The 17,325-nt window shown below is 67.2% G+C and carries 15 protein-coding genes; 7 read left to right on the forward strand and 8 right to left on the reverse strand.

Features of this window, described 5'->3' with window-relative positions; all coding sequences use genetic code 11:
• Positions 1 to 30: 30 nt before the first annotated feature.
• Positions 31 to 375: a hypothetical protein gene (locus tag ACX9OT_RS07100; RefSeq protein ID WP_032129273.1), complete on the reverse strand. Its 345-nt coding sequence runs from the start codon at positions 373 to 375 to the stop codon at positions 31 to 33.
• Positions 376 to 521: 146 nt separating this feature from the next.
• Here ACX9OT_RS07100 and ACX9OT_RS07105 point away from each other — a divergent pair, with 146 nt between their 5' ends.
• The 3 genes from ACX9OT_RS07105 to ligD all read left to right on the forward strand — a co-directional run bounded on the left by ACX9OT_RS07105 (position 522) and on the right by ligD (position 4,486).
• Positions 522 to 920: a hypothetical protein gene (locus tag ACX9OT_RS07105; RefSeq protein ID WP_010487387.1), complete on the forward strand. Its 399-nt coding sequence runs from the start codon at positions 522 to 524 to the stop codon at positions 918 to 920.
• Positions 921 to 1,084: 164 nt separating this feature from the next.
• Positions 1,085 to 1,996 carry a non-homologous end joining protein Ku gene (ku, locus tag ACX9OT_RS07110; RefSeq protein ID WP_277779115.1) on the forward strand — a complete coding sequence of 304 codons (912 nt, stop codon included), beginning with the start codon at positions 1,085 to 1,087 and terminating at the stop codon, positions 1,994 to 1,996.
• 3 nt (positions 1,997 to 1,999) lie between these two features.
• Entirely contained in the window at positions 2,000 to 4,486 is a 2,487-nt protein-coding gene (gene ligD / locus ACX9OT_RS07115; protein WP_277779114.1) for a DNA ligase D, read from the forward strand.
• A gap of 71 nt (positions 4,487 to 4,557) precedes the next feature.
• Here the strand turns inward: ligD and ACX9OT_RS07120 are convergent, their stop codons facing one another.
• The 4 genes from ACX9OT_RS07120 to ACX9OT_RS07135 all read right to left on the reverse strand — a co-directional run bounded on the left by ACX9OT_RS07120 (position 4,558) and on the right by ACX9OT_RS07135 (position 7,548).
• On the reverse strand, positions 4,558 to 4,950 hold the full coding sequence (locus ACX9OT_RS07120) for a hypothetical protein (protein ID WP_134950647.1): 393 nt from the start codon (positions 4,948 to 4,950) through the stop codon (positions 4,558 to 4,560).
• A gap of 128 nt (positions 4,951 to 5,078) precedes the next feature.
• Positions 5,079 to 6,107 carry an alcohol dehydrogenase AdhP gene (adhP, locus tag ACX9OT_RS07125; RefSeq protein WP_049462439.1) on the reverse strand — a complete coding sequence of 343 codons (1,029 nt, stop codon included), beginning with the start codon at positions 6,105 to 6,107 and terminating at the stop codon, positions 5,079 to 5,081.
• 95 nt (positions 6,108 to 6,202) lie between these two features.
• Complete coding sequence (gene eda / locus ACX9OT_RS07130) at positions 6,203 to 6,841, reverse strand: bifunctional 4-hydroxy-2-oxoglutarate aldolase/2-dehydro-3-deoxy-phosphogluconate aldolase (RefSeq protein WP_049462437.1); 639 nt, start codon at positions 6,839 to 6,841, stop codon at positions 6,203 to 6,205.
• Between the two features lie 116 nt (positions 6,842 to 6,957).
• Positions 6,958 to 7,548 carry a cysteine dioxygenase family protein gene (locus ACX9OT_RS07135; RefSeq protein WP_049399007.1) on the reverse strand — a complete coding sequence of 197 codons (591 nt, stop codon included), beginning with the start codon at positions 7,546 to 7,548 and terminating at the stop codon, positions 6,958 to 6,960.
• Between the two features lie 239 nt (positions 7,549 to 7,787).
• Between ACX9OT_RS07135 and ACX9OT_RS07140 the strand changes: the two genes are divergently transcribed.
• On the forward strand, positions 7,788 to 8,843 hold the full coding sequence (locus tag ACX9OT_RS07140; protein ID WP_032129266.1) for a LacI family DNA-binding transcriptional regulator: 1,056 nt from the start codon (positions 7,788 to 7,790) through the stop codon (positions 8,841 to 8,843).
• A gap of 110 nt (positions 8,844 to 8,953) precedes the next feature.
• Here ACX9OT_RS07140 and phhA read toward each other — a convergent pair whose 3' ends face one another.
• The gene (phhA, locus tag ACX9OT_RS07145) at positions 8,954 to 9,847 is read right to left on the reverse strand and encodes a phenylalanine 4-monooxygenase (RefSeq protein ID WP_049462434.1); all 894 of its coding nucleotides are present in this window, start codon (positions 9,845 to 9,847) and stop codon (positions 8,954 to 8,956) included.
• Positions 9,848 to 9,972: 125 nt separating this feature from the next.
• On the opposite strand from phhA, the gene ACX9OT_RS07150 reads away from it, so the two are divergent.
• Positions 9,973 to 10,455 carry an Lrp/AsnC family transcriptional regulator gene (locus ACX9OT_RS07150; RefSeq protein ID WP_004153377.1) on the forward strand — a complete coding sequence of 161 codons (483 nt, stop codon included), beginning with the start codon at positions 9,973 to 9,975 and terminating at the stop codon, positions 10,453 to 10,455.
• Between the two features lie 87 nt (positions 10,456 to 10,542).
• Positions 10,543 to 12,543: a hypothetical protein gene (locus ACX9OT_RS07155; RefSeq protein WP_049462432.1), complete on the forward strand. Its 2,001-nt coding sequence runs from the start codon at positions 10,543 to 10,545 to the stop codon at positions 12,541 to 12,543.
• A 39-nt stretch (positions 12,544 to 12,582) separates the two neighbouring features.
• Here the strand turns inward: ACX9OT_RS07155 and ACX9OT_RS07160 are convergent, their stop codons facing one another.
• Both ACX9OT_RS07160 and ACX9OT_RS07165 read right to left on the reverse strand, forming a co-directional pair.
• On the reverse strand, positions 12,583 to 13,575 hold the full coding sequence (locus tag ACX9OT_RS07160; protein WP_049462459.1) for a patatin-like phospholipase family protein: 993 nt from the start codon (positions 13,573 to 13,575) through the stop codon (positions 12,583 to 12,585).
• 284 nt (positions 13,576 to 13,859) lie between these two features.
• Positions 13,860 to 14,876, reverse strand: a complete 1,017-nt coding sequence (locus tag ACX9OT_RS07165; RefSeq protein ID WP_032129262.1) for a TIGR00266 family protein — start codon at positions 14,874 to 14,876, stop codon at positions 13,860 to 13,862.
• Between the two features lie 159 nt (positions 14,877 to 15,035).
• On the opposite strand from ACX9OT_RS07165, the gene ACX9OT_RS07170 reads away from it, so the two are divergent.
• The gene (locus ACX9OT_RS07170; protein ID WP_049462417.1) at positions 15,036 to 17,309 is read left to right on the forward strand and encodes a TonB-dependent receptor; all 2,274 of its coding nucleotides are present in this window, start codon (positions 15,036 to 15,038) and stop codon (positions 17,307 to 17,309) included.
• Positions 17,310 to 17,325 lie beyond the last annotated feature (16 nt).

Consider the following 17,325-nt stretch of genomic DNA (forward strand, 5'->3'; position numbering starts at 1 on the left):
GAGGTTGCCGGCCAGCGGCCGGCACTACCGTCAGTCGGGGGCCTTGGCCGGCACGAACGGCGAGGTCGGGTCGCTGGCCGGGAAGGTCTCCTCCAGCGCCTCATCCTGGTTGTCGCTGGCGCGCTGCTTGCGCTCACGCCGCTTGAGCGGGCTTTCCTGGCCGCCACGATGGCGGTCGCCGCCGTCCTTGCGGTCCAGCGCGGCCTGTTCAGACTCGTGCTTCACCGGCAGATGCTCTCCGGCATGCTCGGCATCGAAGAACGGTGCACCGGTGCCGCGGTAGTCGGCATTGTCGGCATCGCGCTTGCCGCGCTGCTCGCCGGGAATGGGCGGGTGGTTTTCGCGCAGCGGGTCTCGTGAGGTCTCTCGGCTCATGGTCTGGTACCTGCACTCGGGGGCTCCCACTACACCGCCCTGCAGGTAAAGCCGCCGCGAACCTGGCGTCATGAACATCTCGCTCACCCCCCGGTAACGGCACCGCGCGTATTCCTGCCCACCCGCCCCCGCTGCAGGAGCCGGCCATGCCCCGTCTTGAACGACCCGCACCGTCCGTGTTCAACGCCCTGCTCGATCCGCTCGGCCAGCGCACCGCGCAGCGCCGCACGCGCCGCCAGGAAGATCCGCAGGCGGTGGCGCAGGACTACCTGCAGTACATGCTCAGTGACTACGAAGAGCGCCGAGGCCAGAGCCACCGCAACTGGCGCGATCTGTGCCCGGTGTATGCCTTCGCGCTGACTACCCACGCTGCCGACTGGCCGCGCGGTGATGCCGCCGATACCTGCGAGGAACTGGCCGAGCATTGGGAGCAGATGCGCGGGCAGTCGCGGTTGAGCTGGTCGCAGGCGAGGCCGGTGGTGGAGGACGCCTGGCGCGCACTGGACCATATTCCGGCGGCGGCGGTGAGGCCGTTGCTGCAGTAGTGCCGGCCGCTGGCCGGCAACCCCAGGAAACTTCAGGCCGCGAGCCTCAGCCGGCCAGCGGCCGGCACTACCGCTTTCCGTAGAACCCACGTGCACGGCACGGACACGGCTGGTTTACGCCCTCCGGCCCACGCTGGGCACCCTGCCCCGCCAAAGGTGCGCCCATGGCCCGCCCGATCTGGACCGGCACGTTGTCGTTTGGCCTGCTCAACGTGCCGGTGTCACTGATGTCCGGCGAACGCAAGGTCGATCTGCAGTTCCGCATGCTCGACTCCCGCGATCGCAAGCCGATCCGTTTCGAACGGGTCAACGCCGACACCGGTGAGGAAGTGCCCTGGAAGGACATCGTCAAAGCCTATGAGTACGACAAGGGCAGTTATGTCGTGCTGGAGGAAGGTGATATCCGTTCGGCGGCGCCGGAAAGCCACGAAGCGGTGGAGGTGGAATCGTTCGTGGATGCGGCGCAGATCGACCCACGCTACTACGAGAAACCGTATCTGCTGGTGCCCGGCAAGAAGGCCGAAAAGGGCTATGTGCTGCTGCGCGAAACGCTGCGCAGTACCGGCAAGGTGGGCATCGCGCGGGTGGTGGTGCGCACGCGCGAATACCTGTGCGCGGTGATGCCGCATGAGGACGCGCTGGTGTTGATGATCCTGCGCTATCCGCAGGAGCTGGTGGATCCCGAGGACTACAAGCTGCCCACCGGAAAACTGTCCGACTATCGCATCACCAGCAAGGAAACGGCGATGGCCGAACAGCTGATCGAGTCAATGGCCGGTGACTGGGATCCTTCGGATTATCACGATGAGTTCCGCGAGCGTCTGCAGCTGGTACTGAACAAGCGCATCAAATCCAAGGGCGGCACTACCCGGGTGGAAGACGAGCCCGCACCACGTGAAGATGCCACCACCAATGTGGTGGATTTCATGGCGTTGCTTCAGAAGAGCCTGGACGCCAACAAGCGCACGCCGGCGAAGAAGCCGGCAATGCGCAAGGCACCGGCGAAGAAGGCTGCGAAGAAGGCCGCCAAAAGGGCCATAAACATAAAGAAGACCACGCGGCGCAAGGCAGGTTGAACCATGTCGCTGCACCAGTACCGGCGCAAGCGCAGACTGGGTGGTGGCGCCGGGCAGACGCCGGAGCCTGACGACACGCCCGCACGCGGCGATCCGAAGCGGCGGCCGACCTTCGTCATCCAGCTGCATCACGCAAGCTCGCGTCACTATGACTTCCGCCTTGAAATGGACGGCGTACTGAAGAGCTGGGCTGTGCCCAAGGGGCCTTCGCTGCGCGTTGGTGAGAAGCGGCTGGCCGTGGAGGTGGAAGATCACCCGTTGTCCTACGCCGGTTTCGAAGGAGACATTCCTGAAGGCCACTATGGCGCTGGCCACGTGGATGTCTTCGATCACGGCACCTGGGCCTGTGAAGGCGATCCACTGCAGGCGCTGGCGGCTGGAAAGATCGACTTCGTGCTGCACGGGCAACGTCTGGCCGGTGGCTGGAAGCTGGTGCGGACCGCGATGAAAGGCCGCCAGGTGCAGTGGCTGCTGATGAAGCGCGACGACGGCGAAGCGCGCGACGCGGAGGCGGATGACCTGCTGACGGCACCCACGCCGAAACGAGCATCTGCGGCGAAGAAGCGTTCCACAGCGAAGGCGGCGCGTGCTGCACCCGTCGCACGCACGACCACGCGCAAGGCCGATGCGCGTTGGCATGCACGCGCGCTGCAACTGCACGGCGCACGTGATACGCCCTTTCCCCTTGGGTTCAAACCGCAGTTGACCGATCATCGCGACAGTGCCCCCGACGGCGAGCGCTGGCTGCACGAGATCAAGTGGGACGGCTATCGTCTGCTGGCCGATCTGCACAATGGCGAGGTGAAACTCCGCTCGCGCAACGGCCTGGACTGGACGGCCGATTTTCCCGAGGTCGCGCAGGCCGTGCTGGCGCTGCCGGTGCGCGATGCGCGCCTGGATGGCGAGCTGGTGGTTCTGGACAAGGAAGGACGCAGCGATTTCGCAGCACTGCAGCGCGTGATCGATGGAAGCTCGAAGCAACCGTTGCGTTACATCGTGTTCGATCTTCCGGGTGTGGCCGGCGTGGACATCAGTCGTGCGCCGTTGCTGGAACGCAAGGCGCTGCTGAAGGATCTCATCGGGCCGGCGCCCGGCACACTGGCCTTCAGCGAACACGTGGTCGACCATGGGCCGCAGGTGTTCGATGCCAGCGGCGAGGCCGGCTTCGAAGGCATCGTCAGCAAGCAGGTGGATGCGCCGTACGTAAACACCCGCGCGCGCAGCTGGGTGAAGGTGAAGCACGAAGACACCGACGAGTTCGTGATCGTCGGCTATACGGCACCCAAGGGTTCCCGGGTGGGATTCGGCTCGCTGCTTCTGGCCACGCCGGACAAGGCCGGGCTGCGCTATGTGGGCCGCGTGGGTACCGGCTTCGACGACGAGCGCCTGCGCGCGCTGCTCAAGGCACTGCAGCCTTTGGCAGTGAAGACGCCGGTGCTGCAGCTGCCGGCGCATGTGCCGTTCCGCGCAGCCAGCGTACGCTGGGTGAAACCGGTGACGGTGGCGGAGGTGGCGTTCCGTGGCTGGGGCAAGGAAGGCCTGCTGCGCCAGGCCAGTTTCAAGCGGTTGCGCAGCGACAAGCAGAAGGAGGACCTGGGAATGAGCACCGCAGATGCCGAAGCCGGAGGTGAGGTCCAGATCACCCATCCTGAGCGGGTGGTGTTTCCAAAGCAGAAACTGAGCAAGGGCGACGTGGCCGACTACTACCAGCGCATGGCGCGCTGGATCCTGCCCGAAATCGCCGGACGTCCGCTGTCATTGCTGCGCTGTCCGGATGGCGTCGGCAAGGCCTGCTTCTTCCAGAAGCATCATGGCCCCGGCCTGGGCGATGCGGTACATGCGGTGCCCCTCCTGCAGAAGAGCGGCCGCGAGGATTACGTCTACATCGACGATGCGCGGGGCCTGCTGCAACTGGTGCAGATGAACACGCTGGAGCTGCATCCCTGGGGTGCGACCGTGGCCGACCCGGAGCATCCGGATCGACTGGTGTTCGATCTCGACCCTGGTGACGGCGTCAGCTGGGCACAGGTGAAAGCCGGTGCACGCGATGTGCGTGACCGCCTCCAGCAGGTGGGTCTGGAGAGCTTCGTACGCCTGTCTGGCGGCAAGGGGGTGCACGTGGTGGTACCACTGCAGCCCAAGGCTGGCTGGGGCGAAGCCAAGGCATTCTGCGAGGCGTTCGCACAGGCGATGGCGGAGCAGGCGCCGGACCGCTACGTGGCGACGATGAGCAAGGCGAAGCGCAATGGCGTCATCTTCATCGACTGGCTGCGCAACACCCGAGGCGCCACCAGCGTGTGCTCGTGGTCGCTGCGTGCACGCGATTCTGGCGGCGTGGCGGTGCCGCTGCGCTGGGAAGAACTGGCGCGGGTGAGCGCGGCCGACGCGTTTCCGATGGCCAAGGCGCTGGCGCGTGCCAAGCGGCTGAAGGGTGACCCATGGCAGGGCATCGCGCGATTGAAGCAGACGCTGCCGTCGCTGAAGCGGTAGTGCCGGCCGCTGGCCGGCACCTGTAGGATGGGCGAGGTTGCCGGCCAGCGGCCGGCACTACCTGGATGCGCTCAGCGCGGATCGCGCGACGCGCGGCGACCGAACCACCAGCCGGCCAGCAGCTGCAACGGCAGCGATGCCAGCAGCGAAATGACGAACCAGAGCGGGAAATCCGCGCCTGCGGTCCACATTGCGTAGGCGCAGCCGAGCGCGATCAGCGACCAGATCGAGAACCCATGCGAACGCGGCCAGCACGGCGCGTAGTAGGTGCCGAAGGAAATGCCGGCGATGCCGCCCAGTACGCTGAAGGCCAGGTCCCACCCCAGCTGCACGCTGTTGTTGTCCGGCGACATGCCCACCAGCGGGGGCAGCCAGCTGGCGACGCTGCTGACCAGCGCAAGCGACAGCACGCCGCCGATCAGGGCGACGAGGGACAGGAACAGGGTCTTGAGCAGGTCGGGCATGCGCGCATTGTACGGCGGCGCGAAATGCCTGGGGTTTGCCGGCCAACGGCCGGCACCACCGGGGGATAGGCATGGCCGCCGCGTCCGTGGGAGAGGGGGACGGAGCGACGGCGGCCATGCACAGGCGGTCAGGCGGCGAAGTCGAGCACCACGCGGCCTTCGATCGTGCCCGCATGCATGCGCGCGAACACGTCGTTGATGTTTTCCAGGCGGTCGGTGCTGACCGTGGCCGCGACCTTGCCTTCGGCAGCGAACTGCAGCGACTCCTGCAGGTCCAGCCGGGTGCCGACGATCGAGCCACGCACGGTGATGCCGTTGAGCACCATGCCGAAGATGTCCAGCGGGAAATTACCGGGCGGCAGTCCGTTGAGCGAGACCGTGCCGCCACGGCGGACCATGCCCAGCGCCTGCTCGAACGCCTTCGGCGACACCGCGGTGACCAGGGCGCCGTGCGCGCCGCCGATTTCCTTCTTCAGGAAGGCGGCCGGATCGGTGGTACGCGCGTTCACGGTGATCTGCGCGCCGAGCTGCCGGGCCAATGCCAGCTTGTTGTCGTCCACATCCACCGCAGCCACGTTCAGACCCATCGCGCGGGCGTACTGCACCGCCATGTGGCCCAGGCCACCGATGCCGGAAATCGCCACCCAGTCACCGGGTTTGGTGTCGGTGACCTTCAGGCCCTTGTAGACGGTCACGCCGGCGCACAGCACCGGCGCGATCTCGACGAAGCCCACGTCCTTCGGAAGCAGGCCGACATAGTTGGCATCGGCCAGTGCGTACTCGGCGAAGCCGCCGTTGACCGAGTAACCGGTGTTGCGCTGTGTCTCGCACAGCGTTTCCCAGCCACCCAGGCAGTGTTCGCAATGGCCACACGCCGAGTACAACCAGGGGATGCCGACCCTGTCGCCTTCCTTGACGTGCCCTACCCCGCCTCCCACGGCCACGACGTGCCCCACGCCCTCGTGGCCGGGGATGAACGGCGGGTTCGGTTTCACCGGCCAGTCGCCCTCGGCGGCGTGCAGGTCGGTGTGGCAGACGCCACAGGCCTCGATCTTGACCAGTACTTCGCCCGCCCCCGGGCGCGGTACCTGGACTTCCTCGATCACCAGTGGCTTGCCGAACTCACGCACGACAGCGGCCTTCATGGTCGAATTCATGTTCGGATCTCCGTAGTGCGCTTGCCCACAGAATGACGCCGGCTCGAGGCCGGCGCTTTGATCACGATCAAACCTTTGACGATTCGTGCAGCGGTTCAGCCGGCCAGTACCGAGGCCTCGCGGGCCAGACGCTCGATCGCATCCCAGTCGCGGGTCTGCAGCAGCGCCGGGGTGGTCAGCCACGAGCCGCCCACGCACAGCACGTTGGGCAGGTGCAGGAACTGCGGCGCGGTCTGCGCGCTGATGCCGCCGGTCGGGCAGAAGCGCATATCGGCGAACGGGCCGTGCCAGGCCGCCAGCAACGCAGCGCCACCGGCCTGCACCGCCGGGAAGAACTTGAAGGTGTCGTGGCCGTGCTCCAGGCCCAAGATCAGGTCGGAGGCAGTGGCGGCACCAGGCAGGTACGGCAGGTCGGCATCACGCGCGGCGGCATACAGCGTCGGCGTGGCACCGGGGGACACCGCGAAACGCGCACCGGCCTGCTTGGCTGCCTGCATCTGCGCGGCGTTGAGCACGGTGCCGGCACCGATTACCGCATCGGGCACGGCCTCGACCATCGCCTTGATCGCATCCAGCGCCTGCGGCGTGCGCAGCGTCACTTCGATCACCGGCAGGCCGCCGCGGAACAGCGCCTGGGCCACTTCGACCGCTTCATTCACATCTTCGGGGGTGTACACCGGAATCACCGGTGCCAGCTTCAACAGCGCGCGCAGGCGCGGATCAGCGCTGGACATCGTCTTGCTCCTTGCCCGACCGGGCATCGCGGATCGCCGCCGGGTCCGGCAGCGCAGCGGCGCATGATGCCACGTGGCTCACGACGGTGCTGGTGGTGCCCCGCCCTGCCCCCGGCTCAGGCCGGGTCGGCCTGCAATGCCTGGATGCGACGCTGGTACCAGTCACCACCGAGCGGATCGAACACCGCCGAGCGCTCCATCTGCGCCTCGTACACGTGAACCGAGATCGCCAGCGCTTCGTTGCTGGCGTTGCGCAGGGTGTGGTACTCGTGCGGCGGAATCAGGCTGCCGGCACTGCCGCAGCCCCCGCGCAGCACGGCGTGGCGGCGGAAGCGGCAGCGCTCACCGTTGCGCTCCAGCAGTTCATAGCGGGTGATTTCCAGCTCGCCTGACCACACTCCCTCCACACACCACATGGCATCGTGGTCGTGCAGCGGCGTGCCCTGCCCTGGGCCCCAGCTCATGGCAATCACGCTGTAGCCGTGTTCGCGGCTGTGGTACAGCGGGCGTCGCGCGTAATGATCACTGACCGGACGGTGTACGCACTCGGGCAATTCGATGCGGCTGTCCGCGATGGCTTCCTGCAGCGCCAGCTGCAGGTCGGCGGTGATGCGCTCGGCATCACCGGAGGTCATCGCCGCGTCGACCGCAGCGATCAACCTGTCGCGGCCACGGAACACCGGAAACGGAGAAGTCTGCAGGTCCATGCCCCGACTGTAGCGGAGCGTGGTTAAGGGAATGTTGGCGTTCGCGCGCGTCGCGCCCGCATTCAAGGTGAACACGCGCGGAAGAACGGTTCAGATGGACATCAAGTAGAGCGATCACAATGGAACCTCGCGCAGCAGAAGCGGTCGAACACGACGCGATCCATCTTCGCTGCGACATTCCGCAACTTCGCGCCCCACGGGCGCAAGGCTAGAATTCTCCGACTTACCTGGTTCTATACATGTCAGTGCGAATCATTAGCGATGCCGCGTTGCCGGCATCGAAGGGCAAGGCTGCCACGATCAACGACATCGCACGACTGTCGGGAGTTTCCAAGAAAACGGTTTCAAGAATCATCAACAACTCGCCGCTGGTGCGCAAAGACACCCGCGACAAGGTCGAGGCGTTGATGCGCGAGGTCGGTTACGTGCCCGACCCCCTGGCGCGCGGCCTCGCGTTCCGCCGCTCCTTCCTGATCGGCCTGGTGTATGACGACCCGGGCGCCCAATGCATCGTCGACCTGCAGCACGGCGCGCTGGAAGCGCTGCGCGGCACCGGCTATGAACTGGTCGTGCATCCCTGCGACAGCCTGGCTCCGGACTGTGCGTACGGCGTGCGGCGCTTCGTGCAGCAGCAGAAGCTGCATGGCGTGATCCTGGGCCCGCGTGCCTCCGAGTCAGCTGCGTTGACGGAGATGCTCGACGGCATTGAATGCCGCTACGTCCGCATCAACGCGCATGTGTCGGATGACGAGGCACAGGCCGTGGTCACCCATGATCGCGACGGTGCAGCCGCGGCAGCGGGCTACCTGCTCTCGCTCGGCCACCGCGACATCGCGGTGATTGCCGGTCCGGGTGACCGCCGTACCGCACGCGAGCGCACCCATGGCTTCCTCGACCGGCTGGCGCAGGTGGGCCTGACCCTGCCGGGTGAACGCGTGCTGGAAGCGGGCGATACGTTCGAGTCCGGCGTGCATGCCGCCGAACGGCTGCTGATGGGCGGACAACGGCCCAGTGCGATCTTTGCCGGCAACGACGAAATGGCTGCCGGCGTGTATCAGGTGGCGTTGCGTGCGGGCATCGCGGTGCCGCAGCAGTTGTCGATCGTCAGCTACGACGACAGCCCGCTGGCGTCGCGGCTGTGGCCGCCGCTGACCTCGGTGCGCCGCCATGTGTCCGACATCGGGCGCATGGCAGCGGCGATGCTGGTGCAGGCCGACGTGCCGGATGCGCCGACCGCAACCAGCGTGCATCCGCAATTGATGGTGCGCGGTTCCTGCCGGGCCGTGGACGCCTGATCGCCCTGCCCTCGCCTGCACTGCCGTGACGGTGCAGGCAGGCAGCAACGAAAACGGCGCATTCAGGTGCGCCGTTTTCCGTTCAATGCGAAGCGCTGTACGCCGTGCGCTTACACATCGCCGCCGTCGGCCCAGCCTTCGCCGGTGCCCTTCTGGAACACGCGGTCATCGGCCTGCACATCGCCCGCCGGCAGATGCGCCTGATCAGACAGCGCCGCGTAGATCGGGGTGAAGTCCGGCGACGTCGCCTGCATCAGCTGTTCGAAGCTGTCGATGACGAAGTAGGTCTTCTGGAAGGTGTCGATGCGGTACTTCGTGCGCATGATCCGCTGCAGGTCGAAACCGATGCGGTTGGGCGCGGCCGACTCCAGCGAGTACAGCGATTCGCCCTTCGACGACACGATGCCGGCGCCGTAGATGCGCAGGCCGTCGGGCGTATCGATCAGGCCGAACTCCACCGTGTACCAGTACAGGCGGGTCAGGTTCTGCAGCGCGTCCGGGCCGATCGCGTGGGCTTTGACGCCGCCACGGCCGTACGCCTCCATGTAGTCGGCGAACACCGGATTCATCAGCAGCGGCACATGGCCGAACAGATCGTGGAACAGGTCCGGCTCGGCGATGTAATCAATCTGGTCCGGGCGACGGATCCACCAGGTCACCGGGAAACGACGGTTGGCCAGGTGGTCGAAGAAGTCCAGTTCCGGCAGCAGGCCTTCCACGCCGACCAGGGTCCAGCCGGTGGCGGCGCCGAGCACTTCGTTGAGCTGGTCGAAGCGCGGAATCATGTGCGCGCTCATGCCCATCTCGTCCTGTGCATCCAGGAATTCCTGGCAGGCGCGGCCGACCAGCAGTTCGCGCTGGCGCTGGTACAGCGTGCTCCAGGTGGCGTGGTCGTCGGCGCTGTAGGTGTCCCACGGCTGCTCGACGAGCGCGGTGGTATACACCGGCACGTAGCCCTTGTCGGTCTGCTGGTGTTCGACGCGGCGGGGCTGGGCGAGGTCCATGGGGCACTCCGGGATGAGATACCCACGATGCTAGGGCAGGGCGCGCGCAACAGGGTTGCAAAAGTTGCGCCGATTGGCCTTGTTGGCGCAATATCCTTGCGTACTCACCATGTTGCGGGGCAACAATGGCCGGAGAAGTCCAGTTCGATCGCACGGATATACGTCTGCTGGCTGAAATCCAGCGGGATGGGCGCGCCACCAACGCCGAGCTGGCGACGCGGGTGAACCTCTCGCCCTCTGCCTGCCTGCGTCGCCTGCAGCGGTTGGAAAGCGAGGGCGTGATCGTCGGCTATGGCGCGCGGCTGGAGCCACGGCAGCTGCGGCTGGGCCTGCAGGCCTTCGTGCGCGTGCAGCTGGAAAAGCACGACCAGGCCGCCATCGGCCACTTCGTGGACAGCGTGCAGGGCTGGGATGAAGTGGTGGCCTGCCATGCACTGACCGGCGACATGGACTACCTGCTGCACGTCTACGTGCGCGACCTGGAGCACTTCTCGCACTTCCTGCTTGACCGGCTGCTCAACGCCGGTGGCGTGGCCGATGCCAATTCCAGCTTCGTGCTGCGCACGGTGAAGGGCTTCCAGGCATTGCCGCTGTCGCAGCTGGAATGAACGCGCCGCTGCGATTTGACGGCGCCGGGCGGGTAGCCGAGCATCTCCGCCCTGCGCGCGTCGCAGCGTTCCTTTCCGGTTCCACGCATGTCCGAACTCCAGCACCCGCTGCCCACCACCACGTTCCTGCCGCTGCAGCGCAAGTCGCTGGCGCGCTACGTTGCCCATGGCACGCCACCGCAGACCGCAGTGGAGCAGGCCGGCCTGATGGCCGCGCAGCTGTGCCGGACGCGCCTGCATCCGGCGGCCGAGATCGAGCGCCTGCTGCATGATGCCTGCGCGTTGTTTGCTGGCAACGAAGGCGCGGCTGCACAGCTGGCCGGGCCCGGTGGCGGTGGCCAACCGGAGCTGGATGCCTGGCTGACCGCATTGGCTGCCCACGGCGTGCTGCTGGCGCCGGCGGAGATCCTGCAGGACGTCATCGCGCAGTCGCCACGGGAGTACCCGGGCCTGGCCCTGCAGCAGGCCTGCCAGGAAACCCTGGTCGAACATGAGATCCGCTTTCCCGCCACCTTTTCCAGTGACGACGACGAGGCCACGCAGGATGACGTCGCCGCCGCGGACGCGCGGTCGGTCGAACACCATGGCCTGTACACCTCAGAGCAGGCCCGCGTGCTGCGCGCCATCGCCGCCAACCCCGATGAGCTGATCGACCTCGATGGCTATGCCGGCACCGGCAAGGGCCACCTGGTGCTGGCGCTGATGGATGCGCGGCCGGGCCGCTACACCTACGTGGCGCCCTCGCGTGGGCAGGTGGAAGCCTTCCGCGCCCGCGTGCCGGCCAGCACTGCGGTGCGCCTGCTGACCCAGATCGAGTTCGCCAACCGCGTGGCCCAGCACGCCGCGCGCAGCGGCCAGACCGGTGGCTTCGTTGCCAGCTACCGGCGCAGCACCCGTACGCCGCGCGAGATTGCCGGCCGCATCGGACTGCAGGGCATCGGTGGGCGCAGCCCGGAGCAGGTGCTGCTGACCGCGTTCGAGGCCATCAACCGTTGGTGCGCCTCGTCCGCGCCGCGCATGGCCTTCCAGCATTTCGACCGTTCGGTGCCTGCCGCGATGCTCGATGTGTCACCGTACATGGCGGCCGCCGAGCACGTCTGGCGCTGCATGTTCGACGCCGAACTGCAGCGGGGCACGCTGCTGAGCCTCAGCCCGGCGCACATTGGCAAGTGGTTGGCGCTGCGCGGCGTCACCCCGCCGCTGGACATGGGCATGCTGCTGGTGGACGAGGCGCATGACCTGAGCCCGTCGTGGAAGCAGTTGCTGGCCGGCCATGCGCCTGGCGTGGTCAGCCTGGGTGATCCGCACCAGTGCCTGACCGGTACGGTGCCGCGCTGGGCCGCGTCGAAGGTGCTGGAAATGCACCAGTCGGTGCGCCAGGGCAACCAGGTCGAGGGTCTGGTCAACCAGACCCTGGCACTGGATGGACTGGGCCAGGAAAGTGGGCCGTTCGTCGGTGCCACCGACCGCGCCACCGGTGTGCTGCATTACCGCGACTGGGCGCAGGTGCCGAGCGAGGGCCTGCGCATCCATGGCAGCGTCGCCGATCTGGCCCTGGACGCGGCACAGCTGCACGCACTCGGGCTGCGGCCCTACCTGCATCCGGCATCGCTGCGCGCGCTGCGCAGCGTGCTGCAGCGGCCACTGGATGCGTGGCGCCGGCGCCGCGACAGCGCATCGGACCAGGAATGGGAGCGCTTCCTGGCCACGCAGGCCGACGAAGGGCAGGGCGCGCTGGTCGAACTGTTTGCGTCTGCCGATCGGGTGCAGTCACTGCTGCAAGCGCTTGATGACCAGGACACGCCCGCTGAAGGGCGGGTGGCGCTGTGCCTGGCCGAACACGCGAAGAACCTGCAGTTCGACGTGGTCTCGCTGTCGCCCGGTTGCTTCAGTGCGGGGCAGGGCGGGCGCATCTGGCACAACCCGGTGCGCGCGGTCTATCTGGCGCTGACCCGTGCGCGACGCCAGCTGCACGTACCGGCCGATGGCATGGAACAGCTGCAGCACACGGCGACACTGCAGGAGCAGGCGCGCCAGAAGCGCAGGCGCGAGCGACAGCAGGCCAGCGGCTACCGGCCCACGCGCTAGCACGCGCGTCGCAGTCTGGCAGCGACACACCGGCTCAGATCAGCACTTGCCCTTGCGGCCCATCAGCTTGCCCAGGCGCGAGGCTTCCTCGCACTTCGGCGCGGCCACCGGTGCCGGTGCGGCTGCGGCGGCACGTGCACGCTGCAGCTGCTGGATCTTGGCGCGGATCTGCGGCATGGCTGCCATCGCGGCCTTTTCGCCTTCCAGGATTGCGGTGCCACGCTGGCTGAAATCGGCGGCGCCGATGTCCAGCACCTTCGGGCGGATGACGATGTCGGCGCGTGCCAGTTCCTGTTCGCCCAGGCGCTGGCCCATGATCGAGATGGACTGGTTGACGATGCCCAGCATGTCGGTCGGCGCCTTGCCGCTGGCCTTGCTGGAGATGTCCACGGCGATCACGAAGTCGGCGCCGAGCTGGCGCGCGGCATCCACCGGCACCGGGCTGACCACGCCGCCATCGATGTAGTTGCGGCCGCCGATCTTCACCGGTTCGAACACACCGGGAATGCTGCTGGACGCGCGCACCGCCTGGCCGACGTTGCCGCGCACGAAGATCGAGCGCTCGCCGGTTTCGAGCTGGGTGGCGACGGCGGCGAACGGCTTCTTCAGGCGCTCGGCAGGACGGTTGGCAACCTGCTCGTTGACGTAGTCCTGCAGCTTCTGGCCCTGCACCAGGCCGCCGGAGAACAGGCGCACGTCGCGGATGCTGGCTTCGTCCAGCGCGACCGCCTTGCTCTGCATCTGGAACGCGTCCATGCCGCTGGCGTACAGCGCGCCGACCACGCTGCCGGCGCTGGTGCCGGACACCACGGCCGGCTCGAAGCCGTTGGCTTCCAGCATCTTGATCACGCCGATGTGCGCGAAGCCCTTGGCTGCGCCACCACCGAGGGCGATGCCGATCTTCACCGGCTTGGCCTGCGGCACCACGGTCGGCGCCGGCGGCGGTGTGGGGCGGACCGGGTCGCCACCGCAGCCGGCCAGCAGGCCGATCAGGGCGACGGACAGCAGCATGCGGGGGCGGAACAGGCTCATCGGCAGTGCGCTCGCGGCGCCGGATTCAGGAAAGGGCGCCAGCATACCGAAGCCGTGGCGGGGCGGGCAGGGTAGGAAACATCGCCCATTCATAAAGGTAGTGCCGGCCGCTGGCCGGCAATCATTGGGAACCTGGCAGCGGTTCATGAGGCTGCCGGCCAGCGGCCGGCACTACCGGGACGCTCGCCAAGGTTCATGAGGCTGCCGGCCAGCGGCCGGCACTACCGGGATGCGCGCCAAGGTCCATGAGGTTGCGGGCCAGCGGCCGGCACGACCGGGGGCGGTCAGAACCGGTTGTCGCCGTCCAGCATCCGGCCCAGGCCGCCCAGCACCGAGCCTTCGCCGCGGTTCTGGCCACCGCCCTGCGGCGCGGCCATCCACATGCGGCCGGCCAGGCGTGAGAACGGCAGCGACTGCAGCCAGACCTTGCCCGGGCCGGTCAGCGTGGCCAGGAACACGCCTTCGCCGCCGAACAGCATGCTCTTGATGCCGGCCACCCGGCGCACGTCCATGTCTACGGTCGGGTGGTAGGCCACCACGCAGCCGGTATCCACATCCAGCCGCTCGCCCGCGGCCAGCTCGCGCTCCACCACGCAACCGCCGGCATGGATGAACACCCAGCCGTCGCCTTCCAGCTTCTGCATGATGAAACCTTCGCCGCCGAACAGGCCGGTCATGATCTTGCGCTGGAACTGCACGCCGATCTGCACGCCGCGCGCGCCGGCCAGGAAGCTGTCCTTCTGGCAGATCAGGCGGCCGCCATGCTGGTCCAGCTTCATTGCCAGCACGGTGCCGGGGTAGGGCGCGGCGAAGGCGACCTTGCCCTTGCCGTGGCCGCTCTGGGTGTAGACGGTGGCGAACAGGCTCTCGCCGGTCAGCACGCGCTTGCCGGCGGCCATCACCTTGCCCATGAAGCCGCCGCCCTGGTCGCCGTTGGCGGCGCCGAACACCGTGTCCATCTGCACGGTGGCATCCTTGAACATCAATGCGCCGGCCTCGGCAATGGCGCTCTCACCGGGGTCGAGCTCGATCTCCACGAACTGCATTTCATGGCCGACGATGCGGAACTCGATGTCGTCGGCGCGACCGCTGGCCGCGGCGGGGACCGGCGGCGGGGTGTTCGGCATGCCCGGGGCCGCGGACTGCAGTTCGGGCACCTCGGCAATCGAGGTCCACCCGCTCATGCCCTGGCACCAGGCCAGGGCGCGCGGGTTGGCCTGCGCATAACGGCGCGCGGCCTCGTCATCAAGCGGGCCGATACGCTCGGCCTGGGCAGAGGCATGGAAGTACCACTGGGTCATCGCGGCGGCTCTGCAGGGCTGGAAAACCCCGAGTCTAGCGAGGGCGCGGGGGCCGGAGCGACGCGGCCATGAACGGCAGGCATTTGCGGGGCAGGTGCTGTATTGCAACAATTATCTGGTAGCGCCGTTTTACCACCCCTCCAAACACAGCCTACCGCCATGTCTCCGACCCGCACTTCCCGTGGCCGCCTTCCGGTCGCGCGCCCCCTCGTTGCCGCTCTTTCCGCCCTGTTGCCGCTGGTAGCAGCCGCCCAGGAAACTCCCGCTGCCAAGGATCCGGTTGCCCTTGATGCCCTGCAGGTGACCGCGCAGCGCCGCGTCGAGAACGCCAAGGACGTGCCGGTCGCGATCAGCGCGATCCAGGGCGAGAAGCTCGATGTGCTGGGTTCGGCGGGCGATGACATCCGCTTCCTGGCCGCGCGCGTGCCCAGCCTCAACATCGAGTCGTCCTACGGCCGTGCCTTCCCGCGCTTCTACATCCGTGGCCTGGGCAACACCGATTTCGACCTCAATGCGTCGCAGCCGGTGTCGCTGGTGTACGACGACGTGGTGCAGGAAAGCCCGCTGCTGAAGGGCTTCCCGCTGTTCGACCTGGCCAACGTGGAAGTGCTGCGCGGTCCGCAGGGCACGCTGTTCGGCCGCAATACCCCGGCCGGCGTGGTCAAGTTCGATTCGGCGCGCCCGTCGCAGGATGCCGACGGCTACGTGCGCGTGGGCTATGGCAGCTACAACAGCTGGAACGTGCAGGGCGCCTATGGCGGCCCGCTGACCGACCGCTGGTCGGCACGCGTCTCGGCCATCTACCAGCGCCGTGACGACTGGGTCGACAACACCCGCGCCGGTGCGCCCAACAGCGGTTTCGAAGGTTATGACGAAGCCGCCGGCCGCGTGCAGTTCCTGTACGAAGGCGACGACTTCGAAGCACTGTTCAACCTGCACAAGCGCAAGCTCAACGGTACCGCGCGCCTGTTCCGCGCCAACATCATCGAAAAGGGTGGCAATTCGCTGGTCGAGAACTTCGACCGCGACAAGGTGGCCAACGACGGCGTCAACTTCTCCGACCTGGAGACCTGGGGCGGCAGCGCGCGCCTGCAGTGGAACCTCGGCTCGGTGACCCTGCACTCGATCACCGGTTATGAAACCGCCGAATCGCTCAATCGTGGTGACATCGACGGTGGCTACGGCGACGCATCGCTGGGCGCTGGCAACTATGGGCCGGGCTTCATCCCGTTCTCGTCGGAGTCGGCCGACGGCCTGCCGCACCATCGCCAGTGGACGCAGGAGTTCCGCGTCGAATCCAACGAATGGGGCCGCTTCGACTGGCAGGCCGGCGTCTTCTATTTCGACGAAGACGTGACCATCAACAACTTCAACTACAACTCGTTGAAGCCGGGCAACCCGCAGACCGGCCATGTGGTGCAGAACCAGCGCAACAAGGCATGGGCGGTGTTCGCCTCGGGTGACTTCGATGTCACCGACCGCTTCAAGCTGCGCGCCGGCGTGCGCTACACCCAGGACAAGAAGGACTTCAACGCCAGCGTGCTGCAGGCCGTCCTTCCGTTCGGCACCCCGGTCAGTGGCCCGTACCTGGCCAACACCGACGTCAACGACGTCAGCTGGGATGTCAGCGGCGTGTACAAGCTGACCGACAACGTGAATGCCTACGCCCGCGTGGCCAAGGGCTTCCGTGCGCCGTCGATCCAGGGCCGCCTGGCCTTCGCGCCGGGCCTGTCGCAGGCCGATTCGGAGAAGGTGATCTCGTACGAAGCCGGCATCAAGGCCGACCTGTTCGAGCGCCGTGCGCGCCTGGGCCTGAGCGTGTTCCGCTACAACGTTGACGGCCAGCAGCTGATCGCCGTGGGCGGCACCAACAACACCGCCACCCTGCTCAACGCCGACAAGACCATCGGCCAGGGCGTGGAGCTGGACCTGGAAGCCTATCTGGCTGACAACGTGCTGCTGACCTTCGGCAGCAGCTACAACGACACCGAGATCAAGGACAAGGATCTGGCGGTAGCGATCTGCGGCGGTGGCTGCACCATCAACGACCCGACCACCGTCATCAACGGTGGCACCTACGCACTGGTCAACGGCAATCCGCTGCCGCAGGCGCCGAAGTGGATCCACAACGCGACCCTGCGTGTCGGCTTCCCGCTCAGCGATGGCAGCGAGCTGTATGCCTACACCGACTGGGCCTACCGCAGCGCGGTGAACTTCTTCATCTACGAGTCGCCGGAATTCCGCGGCCGTAGTTCGCTGGAAGGCGGCCTGCGCCTGGGCTACAACTGGGATTACGGCCAGTACGACGTGGCCGTGTTCGGCCGCAACCTGACCAACCAGACCCGCGTGGTCGGCGCGATCGACTTCAACAACCTGACCGGCTTCCTCAACGAGCCGCGAACCTGGGGCGTGGAGTTCACCGCGAAGTTCTGATGCGGTGGCTGCGTTG

It is taken from the genome of Stenotrophomonas genospecies 3 (genome assembly GCF_054473855.1).